Below are 21,877 nucleotides of genomic sequence, written 5' to 3'. Positions count from 1 at the left end.
AAAAAATATCAAAAAAGTGCTTGACAAGTCAATTGAAAACGATTACAATTATCATTGTAAGTTAGTTCGTCAAACGAACTTTATTAAATGTAATACTATATTGACTCGAAAAAACGAGCAGGAGGATGAAAAAATGGCATATTTTCCAGAAGTAGAGAAAATTCAGTATGAGGGTATTAATAGTAAAAACCCCTTCGCATTCCGTCACTATAATCCAGACGAAGTCGTTGAAGGCAAAACAATGAAAGAGCATCTTCGTTTTGCGATTGCCTACTGGCATACGATGACACAAGATGGTTCAGATCCATTTGGTAATCCAACTAACCAACGCCCTTGGTTTGGTGCAACACCACTTGAAACAGCCAAAAATCGTGTTGAGGCATTCTTCGAAATCCTAGTTAAACTGGATGCGCCTTACTTCTGTTTCCACGATATTGATATCGCACCAGAAGGTGACACGCTTGAAGAATTTTTCTCAAACTTGGATATCATCACAGATTTAATCAAAGAAAAAATGGATGAAACAGGGATTAAATTGCTCTGGAATACAGCCAATTTGTTCTCAAACCCACGCTTTGTCAATGGTGCAGGTTCATCTAATAATGCAGATGTCTTTGCTTATTCAGCAGCTCAAATCAAAAAAGGTTTGGACATCTCTAAAAAACTCGGCGGTGAAAACTACGTCTTCTGGGGTGGTCGTGAAGGTTATGAATCACTTCTAAACACAGACATGGCACTTGAACAAGACAACATCGCGCGTCTTTTCAAAATGGCGATTGCTTATGGTGAAAAAATTGGTCACAAACCACAATTCTTGATTGAGCCAAAACCAAAAGAACCAACGAAACATCAATATGATTTTGATGCGGCAACAACGCTTGCTTTCATCTTGAAATACAACTTGCAAGATGATTTCAAACTTAATCTTGAAGGCAACCACGCGACATTGGCTGGTCATACTTTTGAACATGAATTGACAGTAGCCCGTATCAATGGTGCACTCGGCTCAATCGATGCTAACCAAGGTGATGTCTTACTTGGCTGGGATACAGATGAGTTCCCAACAAATGTATTTGATACAACGCTTGTCATGATTGAAATTCTCGAAAACAACGGCATTGCGCCTGGTGGGATTAACTTTGACTCGAAAGTACGTCGGTCATCATTTGCCCCAGAAGATTTGTTCTTGGCACACATTGCTGGTTTTGATACGTATGCTCGTGGCCTTAAAGGTGCAGCAGCGATTCGTGCAGATAAATTCTTGTCAGACCTTAAAGCCAAACGTTATGCTAGCTACCAAACAGGTATTGGTGCAAACATTATGGCAGACAAGGAAGACCTTGAAAGCTTGACTGAATACTCACTTCAACATGGTGCAGATATCACAAATGAATCAAGTCATATTGAACTTGTCAAATCGCATCTTAACGATTACTTAGTTTAAGCTGCCTATATCACAAAATAGATGATTATAATTTACTCATGGCATCAACTGTCATGAGTAAATTAAGCACAAAAAAGAAAGCGCTTTCTTTTTAAAAAGGGAATAAGAGGGAAATTTTATGAAGTTGAAGAGAGCTGTCACGGTTGGCTTGCTGGCCGTAGCAACATTGGGCGTGTTTGCTGCTTGTGGTAAAAAAAGTGAATCTAAATCCGATAGTGGAGATAAAACTTTGGTCGCCTGGACTTTCACGGATGAACTAAAAGAAATCGTAAATGATTACTATTTACCAACTCACAAAGATTTAGGTTATAAAATCAAAGTCGTTTCTATCCCGTCAGATCAATACGAAACAAAACTTGATCCAGTGATTAATACTGATAAGGCACCAGACGTCATTGCACTTGAATCTGCTTTTGTTAAAAAATATGTTGACTCTGGTCAAATGGCGGATTTAGGTGGCATGGATGGTATTAAGGAAGCAAGTAATGATACCTATTCCTATGTTAAAGAAGTTGGAACCTCGGAAGACGGTAAATTGCGTGCCCTCGCATGGCAAGCTGCACCTGGTGGTTTCTTCTATCGTGCATCACTAGCTGAAAAATGGTTAGGAACAGGGGATGTTGCGGGTGTTCAAAGTCAAGTATCAAATTATGCTGATTTTTTGAAAGCTGCAGAAGCTGTTAAAGATAAAAGTGGTGGTACTGGCTACATGTTATCTTCTATCCAAGATTTATATAAACCATTCTTTGGAGCACGTAAACATGGTTAGGTTGAAGGCGATAAATTAGTTATTGATTCAAGTCTTGATCAACTGATGGATATTTCAAAAGATTTTGTTAGTCAAAAATTGACACAAGATACAGAAGGACAGTCAGAAGCTTGGTTTGCTGGCATGAATGAAAATAAAGTACTTGGCTACAGTTTACCAACTTGGGGACTTTCTTATTGGTTGAAACCTAATGCAACATCAGCAGATAAGAAAGTGACAACTGATGGAGACTGGCGTATGATCCAAGGACCAACATCATGGTTCTGGGGCGGTACATGGGCTGGTATTACTGAAAAATCTACCAAAAAAGAAGAAGCTGCTGATTTGATTAAATATATCACAACAGATCCAACTTTCTTGAAAAAATGGGCAGAAGATAAGGGCGATTTCGTTTCAAGTCAAAAAGTTGTCAACGAAATCAAAGATACTTATGAAGAAAAATTCCTAGGTGGTCAAAATCACTATGCAGCATTTGCAGCTATGGCTGAAAATATTAATGCCAAAATATTGACAAAATATGACCAAACTATCGAAACATTATATATTGACAACTGCTTGATTCCTTATTCTAAAGGCGAAAAAGATAAGAAAAAAGCGATTCAAGATTTTAAAGATGCTGTCGTAAATGCTTATCCGGATTTAAAAATTTAATCCAAAGATAGAACGGTTGAAAGACCGTTCTATCTTTGAAGCGATAAGTAAAATATTTTCGATTCCAATACCTAGAGATTCATTAAATCACGATACTCTACTGTCTAGCTCATGAGATGTAAATCTAGAAAATGAGGTTTAAAGCATCCAAGCGTAAAATGCGTTTTGGAGACTTCCCAAGTTTAGTTAGATTTTAATACACTTTGTTGCTTATCGAACTAGCGCAGATTATCGTGATTTTCTAATTTCCAAGGTATTGGAGCGTCGCCTTATAGGAGTCAGGTTATGCAAAATTTTCTTTCAAAATTACCTTTCGGAAAGAAGAGATCTTTAGAGAGCTATAACAATTTTGGCTATGTCTTTCTATTGCCATTCTTTCTTGCCTTTCTAGTTTTTCAACTTTATCCGATTCTTTATACGATATTTCTTAGTTTTACTGATTTACACGGTTTTGAAACGACCTCAAATATGGTTGGCTTTAAAAACTACCTTTCTATCTTTAACAATGATATGTTCCGTAAAGCAGTATCCAATACCTTCATTCTTTGGATTATCAATTTTATACCTCAAATTGGTTTAGCCTTGCTATTATCTGCATGGTTCACTAATGTTAAGTTGCGATTAAAAGGAACAGGATTTTTCAAAATTATCTTTTACTTGCCTAATATCATTACAGCTGCATCAGTTGCAGTTCTATTCTATGCTTTATTTAGTTATCCATTAGGACCAATGAACCTCTTGCTCCAAAATGCACATATTGTAAGTAAACCAATTGCATTTTTGAGAAGTGAGTGGGGAACACGGGCAATTGTTTCATTTATCCAGTTTTGGATGTGGTATGGTCAAACAACCATTGTCTTGGTTGCGGGAATTATGAGTATTGATGAATCCCTATTTGAAGCTGCAATTGTGGATGGTGCAAATGATAATCAAGTCTTTAGATTGATTACATTGCCCCTCTTGAAACCGATTGTTCTTTATACCTTGGTGACTTCTTTAATTGGTGGTCTCCAAATGTTCGATATTCCATTCCTTTTGACCAATGGTAACCCTAATAACAGTACTTTGACGATGACAATGTATATCTACAAACAAGCCTTTACAGGCGCTCGTAACTTTAACGTTGCTGCAACGGCATCCGTACTTTTACTACTTATTTCCATTGTTTTAAGTACAGTACTTTTCCGCTTATTCAGAGGGTCAAGTAAGAAAGGAGATAAGTAATGATGGATAAAGCAGATAAATACAAACGCATTCTTATCTATGTGTTTATGGCTATCTTGACATTAATGAGTATCTTCCCTTTCTGGGTTGTGCTTGTTAATGCGACACGTTCAGCAGAACAAATCCAACAAGGATTGTCAATTTTTCCAGGCTCAAACTTAGGCTATAACTGGAATGTTCTCATGGAAAAACAATTCGATATTTTTGGTGGATTCAAAAATAGTTTTATCATTTCCGCCTGCTCAACTGTTCTGAGTATCTACTTCTCAGCTATGGCAGCTTACGGATTGGTGGCTTACAAGTTTAAAGGACGCAAGATTTTATACGCGGGTATATTAGGCTTGGTGATGATTCCAACGCAAATCAGTATGATTGGTTTTTACCAGTTTGTAAGCAAGATGAACTTGCTCAATAATTACATTCCTTTGATTTTACCTGCGATTGCAAGTCCAGCGACTATTTTCTTCTTCAAGCAATACTTGGAGACAATTTATCATCCAGATTTACCAGACTCAGCTCGACTTGATGGCGCGGGAGAAATTAAGATTTTTCACCGGATTATTTTACCCCTCATGACGCCAGCTATGGCAACGATGTCTATTTTTGCTTTTGTAAGCTCATGGAATAACTTCTTGATGCCATTGATTTTAATCAATGATACAGATAAATATACTTTGCCAATGTTAATTCAACTCTTGAAAACAGATATGTATCGGACAGAGTTTGGGAGCATGTACCTCGGTATTTCACTGAGTATCGCACCGTTGTTAATCATGTATTTCATTTTATCTAAATACATTATTCGTGGCGTAACAGCAGGTGGCATTAAAGGCTAGAGCTGTCAGACAATATTTAAATACTAATAATTCATAAGATAGAGTTTAGGCTCCTTGAGTCTAGGAAAAAAGATAAAGACAGAACCTGCGCTTTACGCAGAAAACTGTTTTTTCCTATTTTCCATTACTTCAAGGCAGTCGCCTTAACATCTTGAAGGAGATAGGAAATGAAGATTCAAAATCCCGTTTTACCAGGATTTAACTCTGACCCGTCGATAATTCGGGTTGACGAAACATACTATATTGCGACCTCAACATTTGAGTGGTTTCCGGGCGTCCGGATTCATACGTCCAAAGATTTGGTGCATTGGAATTTGGTGGCGCATCCCTTATCAAGTGTTTCATTGCTTGATATGCGCGGTAATCCAGCATCTGGCGGTATTTGGGCACCGGATTTATCTTATGCAGACGGCAAATTTTGGCTCGTCTATACCGATACCAAACTGACAGATGGGTCATTTAAGGATATGACTAATTATTTGACCACAGCAACTGATATTACAGGACCTTGGTCTGAACCGATTAGGCTCAATGGTGTTGGTTTTGATGCCTCATTGTTCCATGACGATGATGGGCGTAAATATCTCATCCAACAAACTTGGGACCACCGAGAGTATAAGCATCCTTTTGATGGTTTGACCTTAACAGAATATGATGTTAAAGCAGAGCGGCTCCTACCCGAAACAGCCCGTACAGTGTATCGAGGAACAGAAGTAAAATTAGTTGAAGGGCCACATATTTATAAAATAAATGGCTACTATTATATTTTTGCAGCACAAGGTGGGACTGTTTACACGCATGAAGAAGTAGTTGCACGCTCAAAAACTTTAGATGCTTTGTCATTTGAAACTCAGCCAGGCGAGGTGTTTTTGACAAATTTTGATACACCATTTAACTATATTCAAAAACAGGGTCATGGTGGTTTAGTGGCTACACCTTCTGGCGAATGGTATTACGCATCTTTATGTGGTCGACCATGGCATCACCCCAATGAAAGTCTCACAGACCCACGTGGTTGGTGTACTTTAGGTCGTGAAACATCTATTCAAAAAGTCGAGTGGGATGAAGCAGGCTGGCCTCATATTGTGGGTGGTCATGGTGGTACGACAGAAGTTGAAGCCCCAAAAGATGCCATTTTCACAGAGGCACCTGAAAATCATAGTCAATATAATACATTTGACGGCTCGAAATTGGATAGCAACTTCAATACTTTACGTGTCCCGTTTGATGCTAAAATGGGCAATATTAATGACGAAGTTCCCGGTCATCTTCGCTTATATGGTCAAGGCTCTCTTGAAAATCCCTTTGATTTATCTTTAGTGGCAAGACGTTGGCAAGCTTTTAATTTTAATGCTGAAACGAAAGTCAAATTTAAGCCTACGAGTTATCAAGCTATGGCTGGCTTGACAAACTACTATAATGACAAACAGTATTCATGGATTTTCATCACTTGGAATGAAATCAATGGTGCAGTCATTGAAGTGGCGCAAAATAATCGTGGTAACTACACATCATTTCTTAAAGATGAGGCTATCAAAATTCCAGAAGGCACCGACTATGTCTGGTTCCGAACAAAAGTGCGTAAACAAACCTATACTTATGAGTATTCATTTGACGGTCAAACTTATCTTGAAATACCTGTCGTTTTAGATGCGGCAATTCTCTCAGATGATTATGTTAATCAAACGATGGGTGGTTTCTTTACAGGTGCTTTTGTCGGTCTCGCAGCAGTAGATTATTCAGGTTATCGCACACCTGCCGATTTTGATGAATTTAGATATGAGGAGTTGCCAGATGACAGTGTAAAAGATTTTTTTGCACCAGGGTTAAGATAATTTAAATCATCACTACAATATCCTACCAAGATATTTGACAAAAATGGGTGTCGTTAGCTGATGACACTTATTTTTGCATTAATTTTAAAGACAACTTTTTTGATGTGATGACATCAAGAAAATAATGGTCATTTTATACTAGGAATCTTAATTTTCAAAGGAAAAAGTGTATAATATAGATAGATTACACTAGGGTTTGAAAGGTACAGACTTCTCATTCTGCTAATATTAATGTGTATCGGTAACAAACGTGGGTCCTATCCCACGAATTAAAAATTAGGCCACACAACCGTAAGATTAGGAATGGAGAATGAAAATGAAGTATTGCCAACACTGTGGGAATGAAATGAAGTTAGAGGACCGATATTGTCAAAATTGTGGGGCAGACTCACAAGTGCCAGTGGCACAGGCTGCTGACCCAGCAACAGATATATCTGCCGCTCAAGAGTCTGCATCTATTATAGAAAAGATACAAGACGACGTGTCACCTGTCGCACAAGAGTCAGGAGATAAGACACCAGAAACTACCTCAACTTCTCAAGATGCAGAAGAAGAGATACAAGCTACATCACCAGTTACTCAAGAATCAGAAGGTATTTCAGAACCAGAAAATGACTCACAAGATGTCCCCTCAACCTTTCAAGAGACTGTTGCGCCAAGTCAAGAAGAACCTGTCGGCACTACCCAAACAGCTTCTGCTTTTGTACAAGTAGCAGCACCTACACCATTGAACACTAACGGTATTGAAACAAAATTTAACTGGGGAGCTTTTGTGAGTCCTTTCAGTTTTGGGATTGCACATAAGACCTACCTCGGTTTATTGAGCTTGCTAGCAATCATTCCTATTTTAGGTTGGATTTTTGCCATTGTCTGGGCTTTTGTTTTCGGCTTTAATGGCGAAAAATGGGCATTAGAAAATTCTGCTAACCAGTATCGTGATAACGAAGAATTTCGTAAGGTTATGTCACCTTGGCATCGTTATGGTCTCGTAGCCTTTATCATCGCTGCAGCCGTCATTGTTATCTATCTCATCGTATTTATCGTGATATTTTCATCTTTTTCACACTATAATAACTATAACTACTAAATAGAACTCGAGAAGGAGTGCTGAGCCATGAACAATTTCAGAATGTATGTGCCAACGGATATCCGTTTTGGTAAAAATCGCTTAAATGAATTGCCAGAAGTCCTAGAACCTTATGGTAAGCGCGTGTTGCTAGCTTACGGTGGTGGTTCGATTAAGCGTTTTGGCTTGTATGATAAAGTTGTCGACTTACTTGAAAGTAATGGTTTTCATATTGTTGAATTGACTGGAATTGAGCCCAATCCTAAAATTGACTCAGTCCGAGAAGGTGTTAAACTCATCCGTGAACATGCACTAGACGTCATCTTAGCCGTTGGTGGAGGGTCTGTTGTTGATGCAGCTAAAGTTATTGCAGGCGGTGTCTACTACGATGGAGACGCTTGGGACCTTGTCGAAGATAGCAGTAAAATGGGCAAGGCGGTACCAATCGTTGACATCCTGACACTTGCTGCAACAGGCACAGAAATGAACCGCAATGCCGTCATTTCAAACCCTGAACGCAATGAAAAACTCGGTACTAGTGGTTGGGAATTGTTGCCTAAAGTCTCTTTCTTGGACCCAACTAATACCTTCACTGTTCCTGCAAGTCAAACTGCCGCAGGCGCAGCAGATATTTTAAGTCATTTATTTGAGCAGTATTTTAACCATACAGCAGGTGTAGATGTTCAAGACAACATCGCAGAAGGCCTCATGAAAGCAGTTATTCAGCACGCACCAACCGCTATTCAGACACCAGATGATTATATTGCAAGAGCCAACATCCTCTGGGCCTCAACCCTTGCATTAAATGGCATTCCAGGCAACGGCCGTGCAGGTGGCTGGACTTGCCACCCAATCGAACATGAATTATCAGCCTACTATGATATTACCCACGGTATCGGTCTTGCTATCCTAACACCACGTTGGATGGCATACTGCCTCAACCACGATGCCACGACGATTCCTAAATTCGCCAAATACGCACGCAATGTTTGGCACCTTGAAGGTGACGACGAAATCATCGCCCACCAAGCAGTCAAGGCAACCCATGACTTCCTCAAATCTCTGGGTATCCCTATGACTCTACCAGAAGTCGGCATCACAACCGATGAGCTAGTTTCCGATATGAGCGCGCAAGCCGTACAACATGGTCATTTAACGCAAAGTGCTTATGTCGCTCTTGAAAATGACGATGTTGCTGAGATTATCCGTGCCTCATTTGAAGAAATGACAGACTTCTAAACTCAGAAAAAACGTTTGGAAAGCTTGAGAAATCAGGCGTTTTCAAACGTTTTTTGATTTGCTTCCAAATGTTTGACAAATTAAAATGTTAGCAGTATAATTGTTATCACGCTAATAGTTATGCAGCTAACAACATAAGGAAGAGGATAAATGAAGGAAGAAAATATCGGTGCAGAATTACGTGCGCTCAATATTTCACTGTTACGCTACCTAGCAAAACATAAAGTGAGAACGAACAAGGAGAAACCTGACTGTCCAGATGAAACACGTGGCTTACAAGTCTGGGTCATTGATTATTTGATTAATCATCAAGATGAAGATGTTTTTCAGAGAGATTTGGAAAAAGAATTTGTCATGCGAAGACCCACGGCAACTAACTTTGTTAAAAAAATGGAGCAAGCAGGACTAATCAGACGCGAACCCGTTTCCTATGATGCCAGGCTAAAGAAAATCATTCTAACTGACAAAGCTTTCGAATTGCAGGCTGGGATGATGGCGAAAAAAAAGGAATTCGAAACACTTTTGCGTGGTGATTTATCTGAGGAAGAAATCAATCAATTCATCGCAACGATTCAAAAAATTAAACACAACTTGCAGGAGCACTGAGGCTTTAATCTGAGACCAATTGCGCTTTCAGACCAACAGACATGGTCGTAACCAAAATCGTCATCTCAATAAAATAAAGGAAGTAAGTATGCTTAAAATCTTAAAAAAAAATCACTGGAAAAGAGCTTAAATACGTCGGCATTAGCTTGATTTTCATTGTTATCCAGGTTTATTTAGACCTTAAATTGCCGGACTACATGAGCAAAGTGACTAAGTTAATCCAAGAAAAAGGCACAACCGTGTCACAAATCTTTGATGAAGGTCGCTGGATGGTGCTTTGTGCCTTCGGTTCACTCGTCGCCGCAGTCATTGTCGGCTTCTTTGCTGCCAAAGTCGCTGCCGGTTTATCAAGAACGCTACGTCATGATGTCTATCATCAAGTTTCAGAGTATTCAATGGCTGAAATCAACCAATTTTCAACTGCCAGCTTGATTACCCGTTCAACTAACGACATCACCCAAGTTCAAATGATTGTAGCTATGGGGCTGCAACTCAGTATTAAAGCACCAATCACGGCAGTTTGGGCTATCATGAAAATCGCCAATAAATCATGGGAATGGACGACAGCCTTAGGCGTTGCGGTACTGTTCCTTTTAGTTATGATTAGTATCATTGTGACACTTGCCATGCCACGCTTCAAGATTATCCAAAAATTAACGGATAAACTGAACTCAGTCACTCGTGAAAATTTAACAGGTATTCGTGTTGTACGTGCTTATAATGCGCAAAAATATCAAACAGATAAATTTGAAAAAGCCAACAACGACATCACATCAACCAATCTCTTTATTCAACGTGCCATGGCACTTATGATGCCAATGATGTCACTTGTCTCATCTGGTTTATCAGTTGCCGTTTACTTAATTGGTGCAACCATTATTAAAGCCGCAAGCGTTGGTACACCGGCTAATTCACCACGTATTAATCTCTTTTCAGACATGGTTGTGTTCACCTCTTATGGGATGCAAGTCGTAATGGCATTTATGATGTTGACTATGATTTTCATTATGTTCCCACGTGCGAATGTTTCTGCTGGACGAATAAACGAAGTGATTGAAACAACATCAACCATTAAAAATGGCACAAAAGACGGCTCAGCAGCTAAAGAAGTTGGAACTGTCGAATTTAAAAATGTCTATTTCCAATACACGGATGCCTCAGAACACGTCATCGAAGGTGTATCATTTAAAGCGAATAAAGGTGAAACAGTTGCCTTCATTGGCTCGACCGGTTCTGGTAAATCAACGCTGATTAACCTGATTCCGCGTTATTATGATGTGACTGCTGGTCAAGTCTTAGTCGATGGTGTCAATGTTAAAGAATACACGGAAGAGGCATTGCACGATAAGATGGGCTTCATTCCACAAAAACCAGTCATGTTTAACGGTACCATTCGGTCAAACTTGGCATTTGGTACCAATGCGCATGGTGAATTAACAGATGAAGACCTGATGAAAGCCGCACGTATTGCCCAAGCTGAAGAATTCATTAATAAGAATGTTGAAGGCTTAGATGCCGAAGTTTCTCAGGGCGGTCTTAACTTGTCAGGTGGTCAAAAACAACGACTCGCGATTGCTCGCGCCATTGCCCGCAAGCCTGAAATTTTAGTCTTTGATGATAGCTTCTCAGCCTTGGATTATAGAACTGACCGCATTTTACGGGATACTTTGAAACGTGAAACAGCTGACACAACAAAACTCATCGTTGCGCAACGGATTGGCACGATTATTGATGCCGACCAAATTATTGTTTTGGATAAAGGTAAAGTCGTGGGTCGTGGGACGCATGACGAGTTGATGGCAAGTAATGAAGTCTATCAAGAAATAGCCTATTCACAACTGTCTAAGGAGGAATTAGCCTAATGCCGACAACAAAAAATACCCCTAAAAAATCTCATAGCGGTGGCTTTGGACCAGGTCGTGGTCTCGCTTCCGGTGGTGAAAAACCTAAAGACGTCAAAAAAGCCTTGGGCGATTTAGTGAGATACGTCAAACCTTGGTATGCGGCAATTCTTGTCGCAGCTGCGGCAGCATGTGGTGGTGCATATTTGACCATTATCGGGCCTGACCGCTTATCAGAAATTACCAATAAAATCATGGCTGGGCTACAAGCTAGCTTTATCCCAGAAGGGATGCCAGGTCATGGCGATATTGACTTGAAAGCCATTACGTCAATTGGTATGACGCTAATTGCTTTCTATTTAGGTTCAGCGATTCTGAGCTATGCCCAAGGATTTATCATGGCAACTGTGACACAGCGGACATCTAAAAAATTACGTCAAGATATTTCGACTAAAATCAATAAATTACCATTACGTTACTTTGATAGTCACCCTTATGGTGATACGCTATCTCGCGTGACCAATGACGTGGATGCCATTAGCCAAGCGCTTAACCAATCTGTTGGTAGTTTGGTCTCAGCATTGACCTTGTTCTTTGGTACGATTATCATGATGTTTAAAACCAACGTTGAAATGAGTCTGACTGCCATTGCGACAACCGCTATCGGTTTTGGTTTAATGATGTTAATCATGACTAAATCACAAAAATTCTTTAACGCGCAACAAAACGGCCTCGGCGAGGTCAATGGTTTTGTGGAAGAAGTTTACACAGGTCATAACATTGTCAAGGTCTCTAATGCAGACAAAGCAAAACAAGATGAGTTTGATGAAATCAATGAACGATTGTATAACTCAGTTTGGAAATCTCAATTTCTGTCTGGCTTGATGATGCCAATCATGCAATTTATTGGTAACTTTGGTTATGGTGCGGTCTGTTTGGTTGGGGCGATTTTAGCCATTGACGGTAAAATAGAATTTGGCGTGATTGTTGCCTTCATGATCTATATTCGTCTGTTCACCCAACCCTTAACACAAATTGCACAAGCGGTAACGTCTATGCAATCAGCAGGTGCAGCCTCAGAGCGGATTTTCACATTCTTTGCGGAGCCTGAATTAGAAGACGAAACTGGTAAAGCAACGACATTGCCCAACCCTAAAGGGGCTGTTGAATTTAAAAATGTTCGCTTTGGTTACAATGATGAACGTGTGATTATCAATGATTTCTCAGCTAAAGCTGAACCAGGGCAAAAAATTGCTATCGTTGGTCCAACAGGTGCTGGTAAATCGACCATGGTTAACTTGCTGATGCGTTTCTATGACATCAATTCTGGTCAGATTATTATTGATAGTACGCCAATTATGGATATCACGCGTGAGGCTGTTCATGATCAGTTTTCAATGGTTTTACAAGACACTTGGTTGTTTGAAGGGACAGTAAAAGAAAACTTGATTTACAATCAAACCAACATTACGGATGAGCAAGTCGTTGCTGCTGCTAAAGCGGTTGGTGTCGACCATTTCATTAATACCCTGCCGAATGGTTATGATTCTGTATTGAAAGACGCGGAAGAATTATCAGTTGGTGAACGTCAACTCTTGACCATTGCGCGTGCGCTTTTGAAAGATGCGCCAATGTTGATTCTTGATGAGGCGACATCATCTGTTGATACACGGACAGAAGAAATGATTCAAAAAGCCATGGATAAACTCATGGAAGGTCGGACAAGCTTTGTCATTGCGCATAGACTGTCGACCATTAAAAATGCTGATTTGATTCTCGTCATGAAAGATGGAGACATCATTGAAAGTGGTAATCATGAAACCTTGCTTGAACAAGGTGGTTTCTACGCTGATTTGTATAATTCACAGTTTGAAAGCGTCGCTTAATTGATAAAATAAAAATGAAGTAGGGACAAAAATCCCTCCCAAAACAGGCTATGAATGATTTCTAATGTTAATAGAAATCGTTCATAGCCTATTTTTTTGTCATTTTCCCCAAAAACGTAAAAAACATTATGATTCATTGAAGACAAGACGAAATAGGCATTCTTTTGCCAAAACAAGACGAAATTGGTAAGAAAAGTGCCGTTTTTGTGCGAAATTGGAATTGTTTTGGCAAAACAATTCTAAATCGGTAAAAATAAGTTGTTTTTTGCAAGAAACTCGGATTCATTTAGTAAATAATACACAAAAGAGAAAAGTAAACAGGCAATTTACTTTTCTCTTTTGGTGACTGAGGCCTTTTGTCCCAGTCTTTTTTTTGTCAAAAAAATTCGCCTTAAAGTGTCACTAATGGTATGTATAGTGTCGTTTAGGGTATACGTTGTTTTTTTTAATCATTAATAAGGTAGAGTGAATATAGCATATCTTTTCGTGATAAATCAATAGCGGACGAATCGTGACAATTAGCGTGCAGAAAAGTTTAATAGCAATGGCATTATCGACATTACGAGACACAGCAGACGGTGTTATAGCGGTATTTGGTATTTATAATAACGACTTGGACTTATGATAAATATTTGAGCATGGTTTACGTATAGTAATAAAGTGGTGATTATTTTGTCTCAACAAGAGATATTAAGATGTAGATGCAGAGGGTGACTGTTGTAGATTGGAGAGGAAATGAATTTAATTATTCTTGAAGATGATTTACTGCAACAAGAGCGTTTAAAAAAATTTATTCTAGCTTATTTAAGTCAGAAAAAACATTCGATTGAACGTGTGATTGTTTGTGGTAAAACAAGGCAACTTTTAGAAGAGCTAGAGAATATGTCTCAAAATAATATATATTTTTTAGAAACGACGATAAAAGGCGACCTTGATGCTGGGCTTAAAGTCGCACAGAAAATTCGAAAGTTTGATCCACTTGGTCAGATTACCTTTATCACAAGACATAGTGAATTTGCCAAACTGACTTATGAATATAAGGTCAATGCGCATGATGTTATTGATAAAAAAATGTCAGAAATAGCCTTTTATGACAGGATTATCGCTAATATTGAAGATTTTTTTACCTTTAATGAGCAACTACCTTTAAGTGAAGTTTTCACCTATGCAACAAGAACAGGTAAAGCGATTACTGCCCTTTATTCTGATATTTATTTTTTTGAAACAGGCAATTTATCACATCAAGTATTACTCAGTATGAAAAGTGAGGTTATTCCTTTTTATGGCTGTTTAACAGACATTGAAAAAACTTCGGAGTGTTTAATACGTATCCATCGTAATACCGTAATTAATCAAAACAAAATAAAAAGATGTCTAAAAAAAGATAAAAAAATAGTCCTTGAAGATAATACAACATTTGATGTTTCAAGGTCTGGTCGAAAAAATTTAAAAGAAATCAATAAATGGTAAAACTGAAATAGAATACTCGAAAACGCTAGTCTGGCCGATTTCCTGAACCAATGATATTTTATAAACAGACAGACGACATCTGGTTTGTTATAATGAAAGCTAGAGGCGGTAAACCTTAGTAATTACGATGAAGGTGTTTAGTGAAAGTTGACTCATAGATTAAAATGAAGAAAGTGGCGGTATCATAAATGCAAAGTTTAGTGAATTTTAGAGATTTAGGTGGCTACCAAGCACAAGAAGGAAAAAAAGTCACACATGGCAAAGTTTTAAGAGCCGCCCAACCCGTCGGTCTGTCAGAGTCAGACAAAAATACCTTGTTAAAAGATTATCACCTCAAGAAAATCATTGATTTTCGCTCTCAACAAGAAGTCGTTGAAAAACCCGTTGACATCTTAGCAGGCGTGGCCTATCTCAATATCGATCTCATGAAAGACATCCAGTCAGGTACAGCGAGTCTAGCGGATTTGGCGAAAAAAGCGACAGTTGCAGAAGTTGATAAAGCGATGCAAACCATTTACGGTGAACTTGTCTTGGATAAGACTAGCCAAAAAGGCTACGCCAACTTTCTCGAGCAAATTATCACCCAAGAAGAAGGTGCCGTACTCTTTCATTGCTTTGCCGGAAAAGACCGCACCGGTGTTGGTGCTGCACTCGTACTAAGTCTTTTGGGTGTCCGTCAAGCTGACATCGTGCATGACTATTTGCTGACCAACACCCAGAGGCAAGAGGCAAACAATAAAATGAAAACCCTCGCAGCCTCACAAGGTATGGCAGGGGAACAACTGCTAGCCTTAGACCGATTATTATCGGTTGATGAAACCTACTTAGGCCATGCCTTTGCTAACATAAAAGAGAACTACGGAACGATTCAAGCCTATGCAACCGAGGCTCTAAATTTTGAGCAAGACAAGCAAGCCTATCTGCACAAACTATTATTAACAGACTGACTCACTCACATCAAAAAAATCATGTTAGCAGACAGTATTTGATGTTAAAAAGATTTTTGAAAGAGAAAAACTAGTCCTAATTTATCATGTCTATCATGACCAACAAAAAAATAATGTAAAAAAATTGTAAAGCGACTTTACAACTGTTAAATTTTGCGTTACAATGAATCTGTAATAAAAATATAATCATTGTTAGATGAGGCTCCTATACTGGAAATATGCTACTGCCGCGAAATGTCGAGAGACGCCAAGCTGGTTAAACAAAATAAATCGTGAAGGTTTATTTCAATGTAGCTAGAAAATTTTCTTACGCCGTATAGTGCTAAAGTTCAACGATAGGCTAATGTGCGCAGATAAATGATCTAGGAATCTTGTGCATCAACTTATTGTTGATGTGCGGATTCCTTTTTGTTTGACCTGACTATTTCGTTACGCTAAGCCCGGCAAGCTAGACAAGACAAAATAATCAAATCAAACAAAAATACCTGCCATCAAAGCCGTTTATGAAACTTGATTTAATACAATGATTCAACGAAAGAAAAGGTGTTCATGAGCGTTCAGCAATGCTTTTATGAGACGAGTAATCGCAGGAATGGCGTGAAAACTTAGGAAAATAGGCAAAGACGCTTTAGCGTCTGCGTATTTTATCTAGTTTTATAGGTAATGCTCAAGATAAACCTGATTAAGAGGTCTAAAAATGGAAAAAAAGACAAAAGCGTTTGAATTACAAAAACTTGCCCTACAAGCACCAGAACAATTATTTGGTGACTACCAAACGACCCGAGAAGGTCTTGACACAACAGATGCTAAAGAGCGTTTGGAAACTTATGGTATGAATATCGTGGCATCGCAAAAACCGTTGCCTGCATGGAAAATCTGGCTCAATGCCCTTAAAGACCCCTTTGTTATCGTCTTGATTTTGCTAGCAATCGTCTCTTTCATCACCAATGATATTGAGGCGGTTGTCGTCATGAGTTTGATGGTTATCTGCTCGGTCTCTATTAGTTTCTATCAAGAATATACGAGCCAAAAAACCAGTATCAATCTCCGGGAAATGATTGAAAATACAGCAGCTGTCATTCGTGAAGGCGAACGTCAAGAAATCCCAATGGATGAAGTCGTGCCTGGCGATATCGTTAAACTCCATACTGGTGACATGATTCCAGCAGACGGTGTTCTGCTCGATTCCAACGACTTGTTTATCAACCAAAGCTCACTGACTGGCGAATCACTTCCAGTCGAAAAACTACCTTTAACCGATGATAACCGTGCAGATAATGCTGATAAACCAGCAGTTGATTTGCCTAACCTCCTCTTCATGGGAACAGACGTCCTGAGTGGACAAGGCACCATTCTTATCTTGAAAACTGGGAAAGAAACATTTTTCGGAGATATTGCAAAGAGTGCCACAGGCAGTAAAGCTGAGACAGCATTTGAAATTGGTCTGAAACGCGTCAGTGCCCTACTCTTGAAGATGATCGCTATCTTATTCCCTATTGTCTTCATCCTCAACGTTATTACCAAGCATGATGTCAATAATGCCTTTTTCTTCGCCATTGCCGTGGCGGTCGGTTTAACGCCTGAAATGCTGCCGATGATTGTCAATTCAAATCTAGCCAAAGGCGCGCAAAAACTCGCCAAGGAAAAAGTAATCGTCAAGAAACTGTCTGCCATCCAAAATCTGGGTGCCATGGACATCTTGTGTACCGATAAGACAGGGACAATCACCGAGGACCGTGTCGTCCTCATGCACTATGTCGATCCTTTCGGTAATGAAAATGAAGACGTCCTCAACTACGCCTACCTCAATTCTAAATACCAAACCGGTTAGCGCAACCTCATGGATGTCGCTGTACTAGATTACTTTTCTAGTAAGAAAAAGACGTTGCCTTTTGACAATGTCAGCAAGATTGACGAAATTCCCTTCGACTTTTCACGTTGGAGACTATCTGTCGCTTTATCTCTGGCTGGTGAGCGTGTCATGATTACCAAAGGTGCCGTTGAAGAAATGGCAGAGGTCTGTTCTTCTGTCCTTATCAATGGCGAAAAAGTTGCCCTAACGCCTGACCTCATTGAGCAAATGAAGGAAGTCAATATCAAGATGAATCAGGACGGCATGCGCGTGATTACCGTAGCGCAAAAAACGATTGACAGTGATGTCATTCGCATCGCCGATGAAAATAACCTGACCATTCTAGGCTTTATCGGCCTTCTTGACCCAGCTAAAGAATCAGCCATTACTGCGATTTCGTCTCTCCAAGCACATGGTGTGACAGTTAAAGTCTTGACCGGTGATAATGCCATTGTCGCTCAAAAAGTCTGCGCAGACGTCGGTATTGATGCTGAGCACTACCTGCTTGGCAGCGACATTGACGGCATGAGCGATGCCGAGCTGACCGAACAAGCAGAAAACCTGAACCTCTTTGCCAAGCTCAACCCAATGCAAAAAGAGCGCGTCATTGGCTTACTCAAACAAAAAGGCCACACCGTTGGGTTCATGGGGGATGGCATTAATGACGCCCCTTCTTTAAGAACGGCAGACGTTGGTATCTCAGTCGATACGGCAGCGGATATCACAAAAGATGCCAGTACGATTATCTTATTGGAGAAAAGTCTCCAAGTCTTGGAATTTGGGGTTCGAGAAGGTCGTAGCGTCTTTATTAACATGATGAAATACATCAAAATCACCCTTAGCTCTAACTTCGGTAACGTCTTTTCGATTTTGATCGCTAGCGCCTTCCTACCATTTCTTCCAATGTTATCAATGCAACTTCTCGTGCAAAACCTTATCTATGATGTGGCACAGCTCGCAATTCCTTGGGATAATGTTGACCATGAGGAAATTGAAAAACCTGTTACTTGGAACATGAAGAACTTGCTACACTTTACTTTCTTGATTGGACCAGTCAGTTCAATCTTTGATATCCTTACCTTCATCCTATTGTACTTCGGATTCCACTATAATACCGTCGCAAGTCAAGGCGCTTTCCAAAGTGGTTGGTTCATCGTTGGCTTGATTACACAAACACTTGCCTTGCATATCTTGCGGACGAAAAAAATACCGTTTATCAAGAGTAATGCAAGCATCGCAGTTTGGGTTGCAACCCTTGGTGTCTTTGTTGTCGGCGGTGTGTTGAGTTTGACATCTATCGGTCACTTCTTTGACCTTCACTTACTGCCAGTGACTTACTGGTTGATTTTCCCATTTATTATCATTGGCTATCTCATTACCTTGCAATTTGCTAAGATGATTTATCAAAAAAATACCTAAATCTTTCTTATCAATCATAAATTTGATATAATAAGCAGTGACAATATACACATTTAAGTATAAATATTGAAAAAGAAATCAAGAGGAATTATCAACATGTCTAAAATCTTAGTTTTTGGTCACCAAAATCCTGATACAGATGCTATCGGTTCATCTTATGCCTTCGCTGAATTGTCACGCTTGCGTGGTCTTGACGCAGAAGTTGTAGCGCTTGGTGAAGTCAACGAAGAAACAGCCTTTGCCTTGGACTACTTTGGTGTCACAGCACCACGCGTGGTCACATCTGCTAAAGCAGAAGGTGTTGACACAGTTATCTTAACTGACCATAACGAATTCCAACAATCTATCTCAGATATTCGCGACGTCACAATCATGGGCGTTGTTGACCACCACCGTGTGGCAAACTTTGAAACAGAGGCACCATTGTTCATGACTTTGGAGCCAGTTGGTTCAGCATCATCTATCGTTTACCGTCAGTTTAAAGCTGAAGGTCGCGAGTTGCCAAAAGCAACAGCAGGCTTGCTCTTGTCAGGTTTGATTTCAGATACTTTACTTCTCAAATCACCAACGACACATCCAACTGACTTTAAAGTCGCTGAAGAATTGGCAGAAATTGCTGGTGTTGACCTTGAAACTTACGGTCTTGCTTTACTTAAAGCAGGGACAAATTTGGCAACTAAATCAGCAGCAGAACTCATTGATATTGATGCTAAAACATTCGAACTCAATGGCAACGCTGTTCGTGTAGCGCAAGTCAATACAGTTGATATTGCAGAAGTTTTGGAACGTCAAGACGAGATTGAATCTGCTATCAATGCAGCTATCACATCAAATGGTTACTCTGACTTTGTTTTCATGATAACAGACATCGTTAACTCAAACTCAGAAATCCTAGCATTAGGTCAAAACATTGGTAAAATCGAGGCAGCCTTTGACTTCGAACTAAAAAACAACCATGCCTTCCTAGCAGGTGCCGTATCACGTAAGAAACAAGTCGTGCCACAATTAACAGAGTCATTTAATCAATAATCAAGTAATACTGAAAGAGAAAAGCAGATTAGGTAATCAATTTGATTGTCTAGTCTGCTTTTTTTATATTGTTTGACGAGAAAGATACGTATTTCGCACAAAAACAGCTATTTTCTAACCGATTTCGAATTGTTTTGGCAAAAGAATACGAATTTCGCACAAAAATAGCTATTTTCTAACCGATTTCGAATTGTTTTGGCAAAAGAATACGTATTTCGCACAAAAACAGCTATTTTCTAACCGATTTCGAATTGTTTTGGCAAAAGAATACGTATTTCGCACAAAAACAGCTATTTTCTAACCGATTTCGAATTGTTTTGACAAAAGAATACGTATTTCGCACAAAAACAGCTATTTTCTAACCAATTTCGAATTGTTTTGGCAAAAGAATACGAATTTCGCACAAAAACAGCTATTTTCTTACCAATCTGGTATTGTTTCTACACCATAACTCTTTCAATCTAGTCTCTTTTTCTAGCGATTGATGCTTTAGATTTATTTTCTTGCATTGACAAAAAAAATCTGATACAATAAGTTTACAAACGTAAACGATAATCAAGGAGAAAAATGGCAAAAAAATCAAAAATCGCAAAATTCAACAAACAACAAGCCTTAGTCGCGAAATATGCTCAACGTCGTCAAGAATTAAAAGCAGCAGGAGATGTTGAGGGGTTGAGCAAGCTACCTCTCAATAGTCATCCCAATCGCTTGAAGAACCGTGATTTACTCGACGGTCGCCCACATGCTTACATGCGGAAATTTGGGATGAGTCGGATTAATTTCCGCAGGTTGGCTTATCTCGGCCAAATCCCCGGAGTAAAGAAAGCCAGCTGGTGAGTGTCAAAAGAGTCGCCGACTGTATGCACACGCATTGGCACAAGTGGGTTAAGGTATTAAAAAATCCTGATGCGTTCAGGATTTTTTTGGTAGGACGAAGTAGCTGTTGTTGATGATGTCGACGGTGACTGGCATCTGGTAGAAGTCGCTCAGGACGGTTTCGGTTAGGAGCTCATGTGGGGTGCCGCTGCGTACGATTTGTCCTTGGCGCAGGAGCATGACTTTCTGGAAGTCCGGTGTGATTTCGTCGGGATGGTGGGTGATGTAGAGTAGGGTAGGACCGTTTTCGAGTTGGGTGATGTGGTGGAGTTGTTCGAGTAGGCGTGCTTTGGCGAATAGGTCGAGACCGCTTGTTGCCTCATCTAAGATTAAAATTTGGGGTTGAAGGATTAGGCTGCGGGCGATGAGGAGCAATTGTTTTTCGCCCTGGGATAGGGTGCCGTAAATGCGGCCGATTAAGGATGTCGCTCCAATTTGGCGCATGAGTGATCTTGCGTCGTCTAGGTCAGTTTCGGAGAAGGCGCGATAGAGCATGGATGAGTTATAGCGGCCGGTTAGGACGAGGTTTTCGGCGATGATGTCGGGTCTAAATCGTTCTGCGATGAAGGAGCCGACAATACCAATTTTGGCGCGGAGTTCTGGGATGCGGTCAATGCCAAAACGTGTGTCTAGAACGGTCAGCTCGCCGGTTGTTTTCCAGTTTTCAGCCATAATGAGTTTTAAAAGGCTAGATTTGCCTGAGCCGTTGAGTCCTAGGATTGCCCAGTGTTCATTTTTATTGACGGTCCAGTTAATATTTTTTAGGGCACCTCTAATAACTACCAATTAATTCACCTCTAAATGAAATTAGAAAAAAACACAGAAAACTAAGCATAGTCTACTGTGTTTTTCTTTATGTTACAGACGCCACTTGACTGTTTATTCTT

General features: G+C 39.7%; 16 protein-coding genes, 1 pseudogene and 1 riboswitch. Of the genes and pseudogenes, 16 read left to right on the top strand and 1 reads right to left on the bottom strand.

All coding sequences use genetic code 11. The features are described 5' to 3' along the window. Nucleotides 1-133 precede the first annotated feature (133 nt). The 16 genes and pseudogenes from xylA to rpsN all read left to right on the top strand — a co-directional run bounded on the left by xylA (nucleotide 134) and on the right by rpsN (nucleotide 20,951). Entirely contained in the window at nucleotides 134-1,444 is a 1,311-nt protein-coding gene (gene xylA, locus HZR21_RS09610) for a xylose isomerase (protein ID WP_180747462.1), read from the top strand. Between the two features lie 118 nt (nucleotides 1,445-1,562). Then, nucleotides 1,563-2,213 (top strand): ABC transporter substrate-binding protein, encoded by a 651-nt coding sequence (locus HZR21_RS11810; RefSeq protein WP_246307844.1) that lies wholly within the window; start codon nucleotides 1,563-1,565, stop codon nucleotides 2,211-2,213. Nucleotides 2,214-2,258: 45 nt separating this feature from the next. Further along, the gene (locus tag HZR21_RS11805; RefSeq protein WP_246307843.1) at nucleotides 2,259-2,864 is read left to right on the top strand and encodes a hypothetical protein; all 606 of its coding nucleotides are present in this window, start codon (nucleotides 2,259-2,261) and stop codon (nucleotides 2,862-2,864) included. Between the two features lie 285 nt (nucleotides 2,865-3,149). After that, the gene (locus HZR21_RS09600; protein ID WP_180747461.1) at nucleotides 3,150-4,088 is read left to right on the top strand and encodes a carbohydrate ABC transporter permease; all 939 of its coding nucleotides are present in this window, start codon (nucleotides 3,150-3,152) and stop codon (nucleotides 4,086-4,088) included. 2 nt (nucleotides 4,089-4,090) lie between these two features. Next, the gene (locus HZR21_RS09595; protein ID WP_061773757.1) at nucleotides 4,091-4,924 is read left to right on the top strand and encodes a carbohydrate ABC transporter permease; all 834 of its coding nucleotides are present in this window, start codon (nucleotides 4,091-4,093) and stop codon (nucleotides 4,922-4,924) included. Nucleotides 4,925-5,091: 167 nt separating this feature from the next. Then, nucleotides 5,092-6,759, top strand: coding sequence for a glycoside hydrolase family 43 protein (locus tag HZR21_RS09590; RefSeq protein ID WP_180747460.1), 1,668 nt, complete (start codon nucleotides 5,092-5,094; stop codon nucleotides 6,757-6,759). Between the two features lie 310 nt (nucleotides 6,760-7,069). Then, nucleotides 7,070-7,846: a zinc-ribbon domain-containing protein gene (locus HZR21_RS09585; protein ID WP_180747459.1), complete on the top strand. Its 777-nt coding sequence runs from the start codon at nucleotides 7,070-7,072 to the stop codon at nucleotides 7,844-7,846. A gap of 27 nt (nucleotides 7,847-7,873) precedes the next feature. Continuing rightward, nucleotides 7,874-9,064: an iron-containing alcohol dehydrogenase gene (locus HZR21_RS09580; RefSeq protein ID WP_180747458.1), complete on the top strand. Its 1,191-nt coding sequence runs from the start codon at nucleotides 7,874-7,876 to the stop codon at nucleotides 9,062-9,064. A gap of 150 nt (nucleotides 9,065-9,214) precedes the next feature. Next, nucleotides 9,215-9,670, top strand: coding sequence for a MarR family winged helix-turn-helix transcriptional regulator (locus tag HZR21_RS09575; protein ID WP_180747457.1), 456 nt, complete (start codon nucleotides 9,215-9,217; stop codon nucleotides 9,668-9,670). Between the two features lie 110 nt (nucleotides 9,671-9,780). Beyond that, complete coding sequence (locus tag HZR21_RS09570; protein ID WP_220441101.1) at nucleotides 9,781-11,532, top strand: ABC transporter ATP-binding protein; 1,752 nt, start codon at nucleotides 9,781-9,783, stop codon at nucleotides 11,530-11,532. Further along, entirely contained in the window at nucleotides 11,532-13,397 is a 1,866-nt protein-coding gene (locus HZR21_RS09565; RefSeq protein WP_180747456.1) for an ABC transporter ATP-binding protein, read from the top strand. Before HZR21_RS09570 ends, HZR21_RS09565 begins: the two co-directional genes overlap by 1 nt. Before the next feature lie 735 nt (nucleotides 13,398-14,132). Next, nucleotides 14,133-14,867 carry a response regulator transcription factor gene (locus HZR21_RS09560; RefSeq protein WP_180747455.1) on the top strand — a complete coding sequence of 245 codons (735 nt, stop codon included), beginning with the start codon at nucleotides 14,133-14,135 and terminating at the stop codon, nucleotides 14,865-14,867. Between the two features lie 188 nt (nucleotides 14,868-15,055). After that, a complete protein-coding gene (locus HZR21_RS09555; RefSeq protein WP_180747454.1) occupies nucleotides 15,056-15,814 on the top strand; it encodes a tyrosine-protein phosphatase in 759 nt (252 codons plus the stop codon). A gap of 181 nt (nucleotides 15,815-15,995) precedes the next feature. Beyond that, nucleotides 15,996-16,162: riboswitch (M-box (ykoK) riboswitch) on the top strand. 349 nt (nucleotides 16,163-16,511) lie between these two features. Then, nucleotides 16,512-19,085, top strand: a pseudogene (gene mgtA / locus HZR21_RS09550) (magnesium-translocating P-type ATPase). A gap of 96 nt (nucleotides 19,086-19,181) precedes the next feature. Beyond that, a complete protein-coding gene (locus HZR21_RS09545; protein ID WP_180747453.1) occupies nucleotides 19,182-20,114 on the top strand; it encodes a manganese-dependent inorganic pyrophosphatase in 933 nt (310 codons plus the stop codon). A gap of 567 nt (nucleotides 20,115-20,681) precedes the next feature. Beyond that, nucleotides 20,682-20,951, top strand: coding sequence for a 30S ribosomal protein S14 (gene rpsN / locus HZR21_RS09540; protein ID WP_180747452.1), 270 nt, complete (start codon nucleotides 20,682-20,684; stop codon nucleotides 20,949-20,951). Nucleotides 20,952-21,026: 75 nt separating this feature from the next. On the opposite strand, the gene HZR21_RS09535 is transcribed toward rpsN, so the two are convergent. Further along, nucleotides 21,027-21,776 (bottom strand): ABC transporter ATP-binding protein, encoded by a 750-nt coding sequence (locus HZR21_RS09535; RefSeq protein ID WP_180747451.1) that lies wholly within the window; start codon nucleotides 21,774-21,776, stop codon nucleotides 21,027-21,029. Between the last annotated feature and the right edge of the window lie 101 nt (nucleotides 21,777-21,877).

Origin of the sequence: Pseudolactococcus laudensis (assembly GCF_013449735.1) — a bacterium.
Taxonomy (GTDB): domain Bacteria; phylum Bacillota; class Bacilli; order Lactobacillales; family Streptococcaceae; genus Pseudolactococcus; species Pseudolactococcus laudensis.
The sequence above is the reverse complement of the archived record's forward strand: the minus strand, read 5'-3'. Positions and strand labels throughout refer to the sequence as shown.

Excerpts from the sequence above, each read along its gene's own strand:
- xylA (WP_180747462.1), top strand. The coding sequence starts at position 134 with ATGGCATATTTTCCAGAAGTAGAGAAAATTCAGTATGAGGGTATTAAT.
- HZR21_RS11810 (WP_246307844.1), top strand. The coding sequence starts at position 1,563 with ATGAAGTTGAAGAGAGCTGTCACGGTTGGCTTGCTGGCCGTAGCAACA.
- HZR21_RS11805 (WP_246307843.1), top strand. The coding sequence starts at position 2,259 with ATGGATATTTCAAAAGATTTTGTTAGTCAAAAATTGACACAAGATACA.
- HZR21_RS09600 (WP_180747461.1), top strand. The coding sequence starts at position 3,150 with ATGCAAAATTTTCTTTCAAAATTACCTTTCGGAAAGAAGAGATCTTTA.
- HZR21_RS09595 (WP_061773757.1), top strand. The coding sequence starts at position 4,091 with ATGGATAAAGCAGATAAATACAAACGCATTCTTATCTATGTGTTTATG.
- HZR21_RS09590 (WP_180747460.1), top strand. The coding sequence starts at position 5,092 with ATGAAGATTCAAAATCCCGTTTTACCAGGATTTAACTCTGACCCGTCG.
- HZR21_RS09585 (WP_180747459.1), top strand. The coding sequence starts at position 7,070 with ATGAAAATGAAGTATTGCCAACACTGTGGGAATGAAATGAAGTTAGAG.
- HZR21_RS09580 (WP_180747458.1), top strand. The coding sequence starts at position 7,874 with ATGAACAATTTCAGAATGTATGTGCCAACGGATATCCGTTTTGGTAAA.
- HZR21_RS09575 (WP_180747457.1), top strand. The coding sequence starts at position 9,215 with ATGAAGGAAGAAAATATCGGTGCAGAATTACGTGCGCTCAATATTTCA.
- HZR21_RS09565 (WP_180747456.1), top strand. The coding sequence starts at position 11,532 with ATGCCGACAACAAAAAATACCCCTAAAAAATCTCATAGCGGTGGCTTT.
- HZR21_RS09560 (WP_180747455.1), top strand. The coding sequence starts at position 14,133 with ATGAATTTAATTATTCTTGAAGATGATTTACTGCAACAAGAGCGTTTA.
- HZR21_RS09555 (WP_180747454.1), top strand. The coding sequence starts at position 15,056 with ATGCAAAGTTTAGTGAATTTTAGAGATTTAGGTGGCTACCAAGCACAA.
- HZR21_RS09545 (WP_180747453.1), top strand. The coding sequence starts at position 19,182 with ATGTCTAAAATCTTAGTTTTTGGTCACCAAAATCCTGATACAGATGCT.
- rpsN (WP_180747452.1), top strand. The coding sequence starts at position 20,682 with ATGGCAAAAAAATCAAAAATCGCAAAATTCAACAAACAACAAGCCTTA.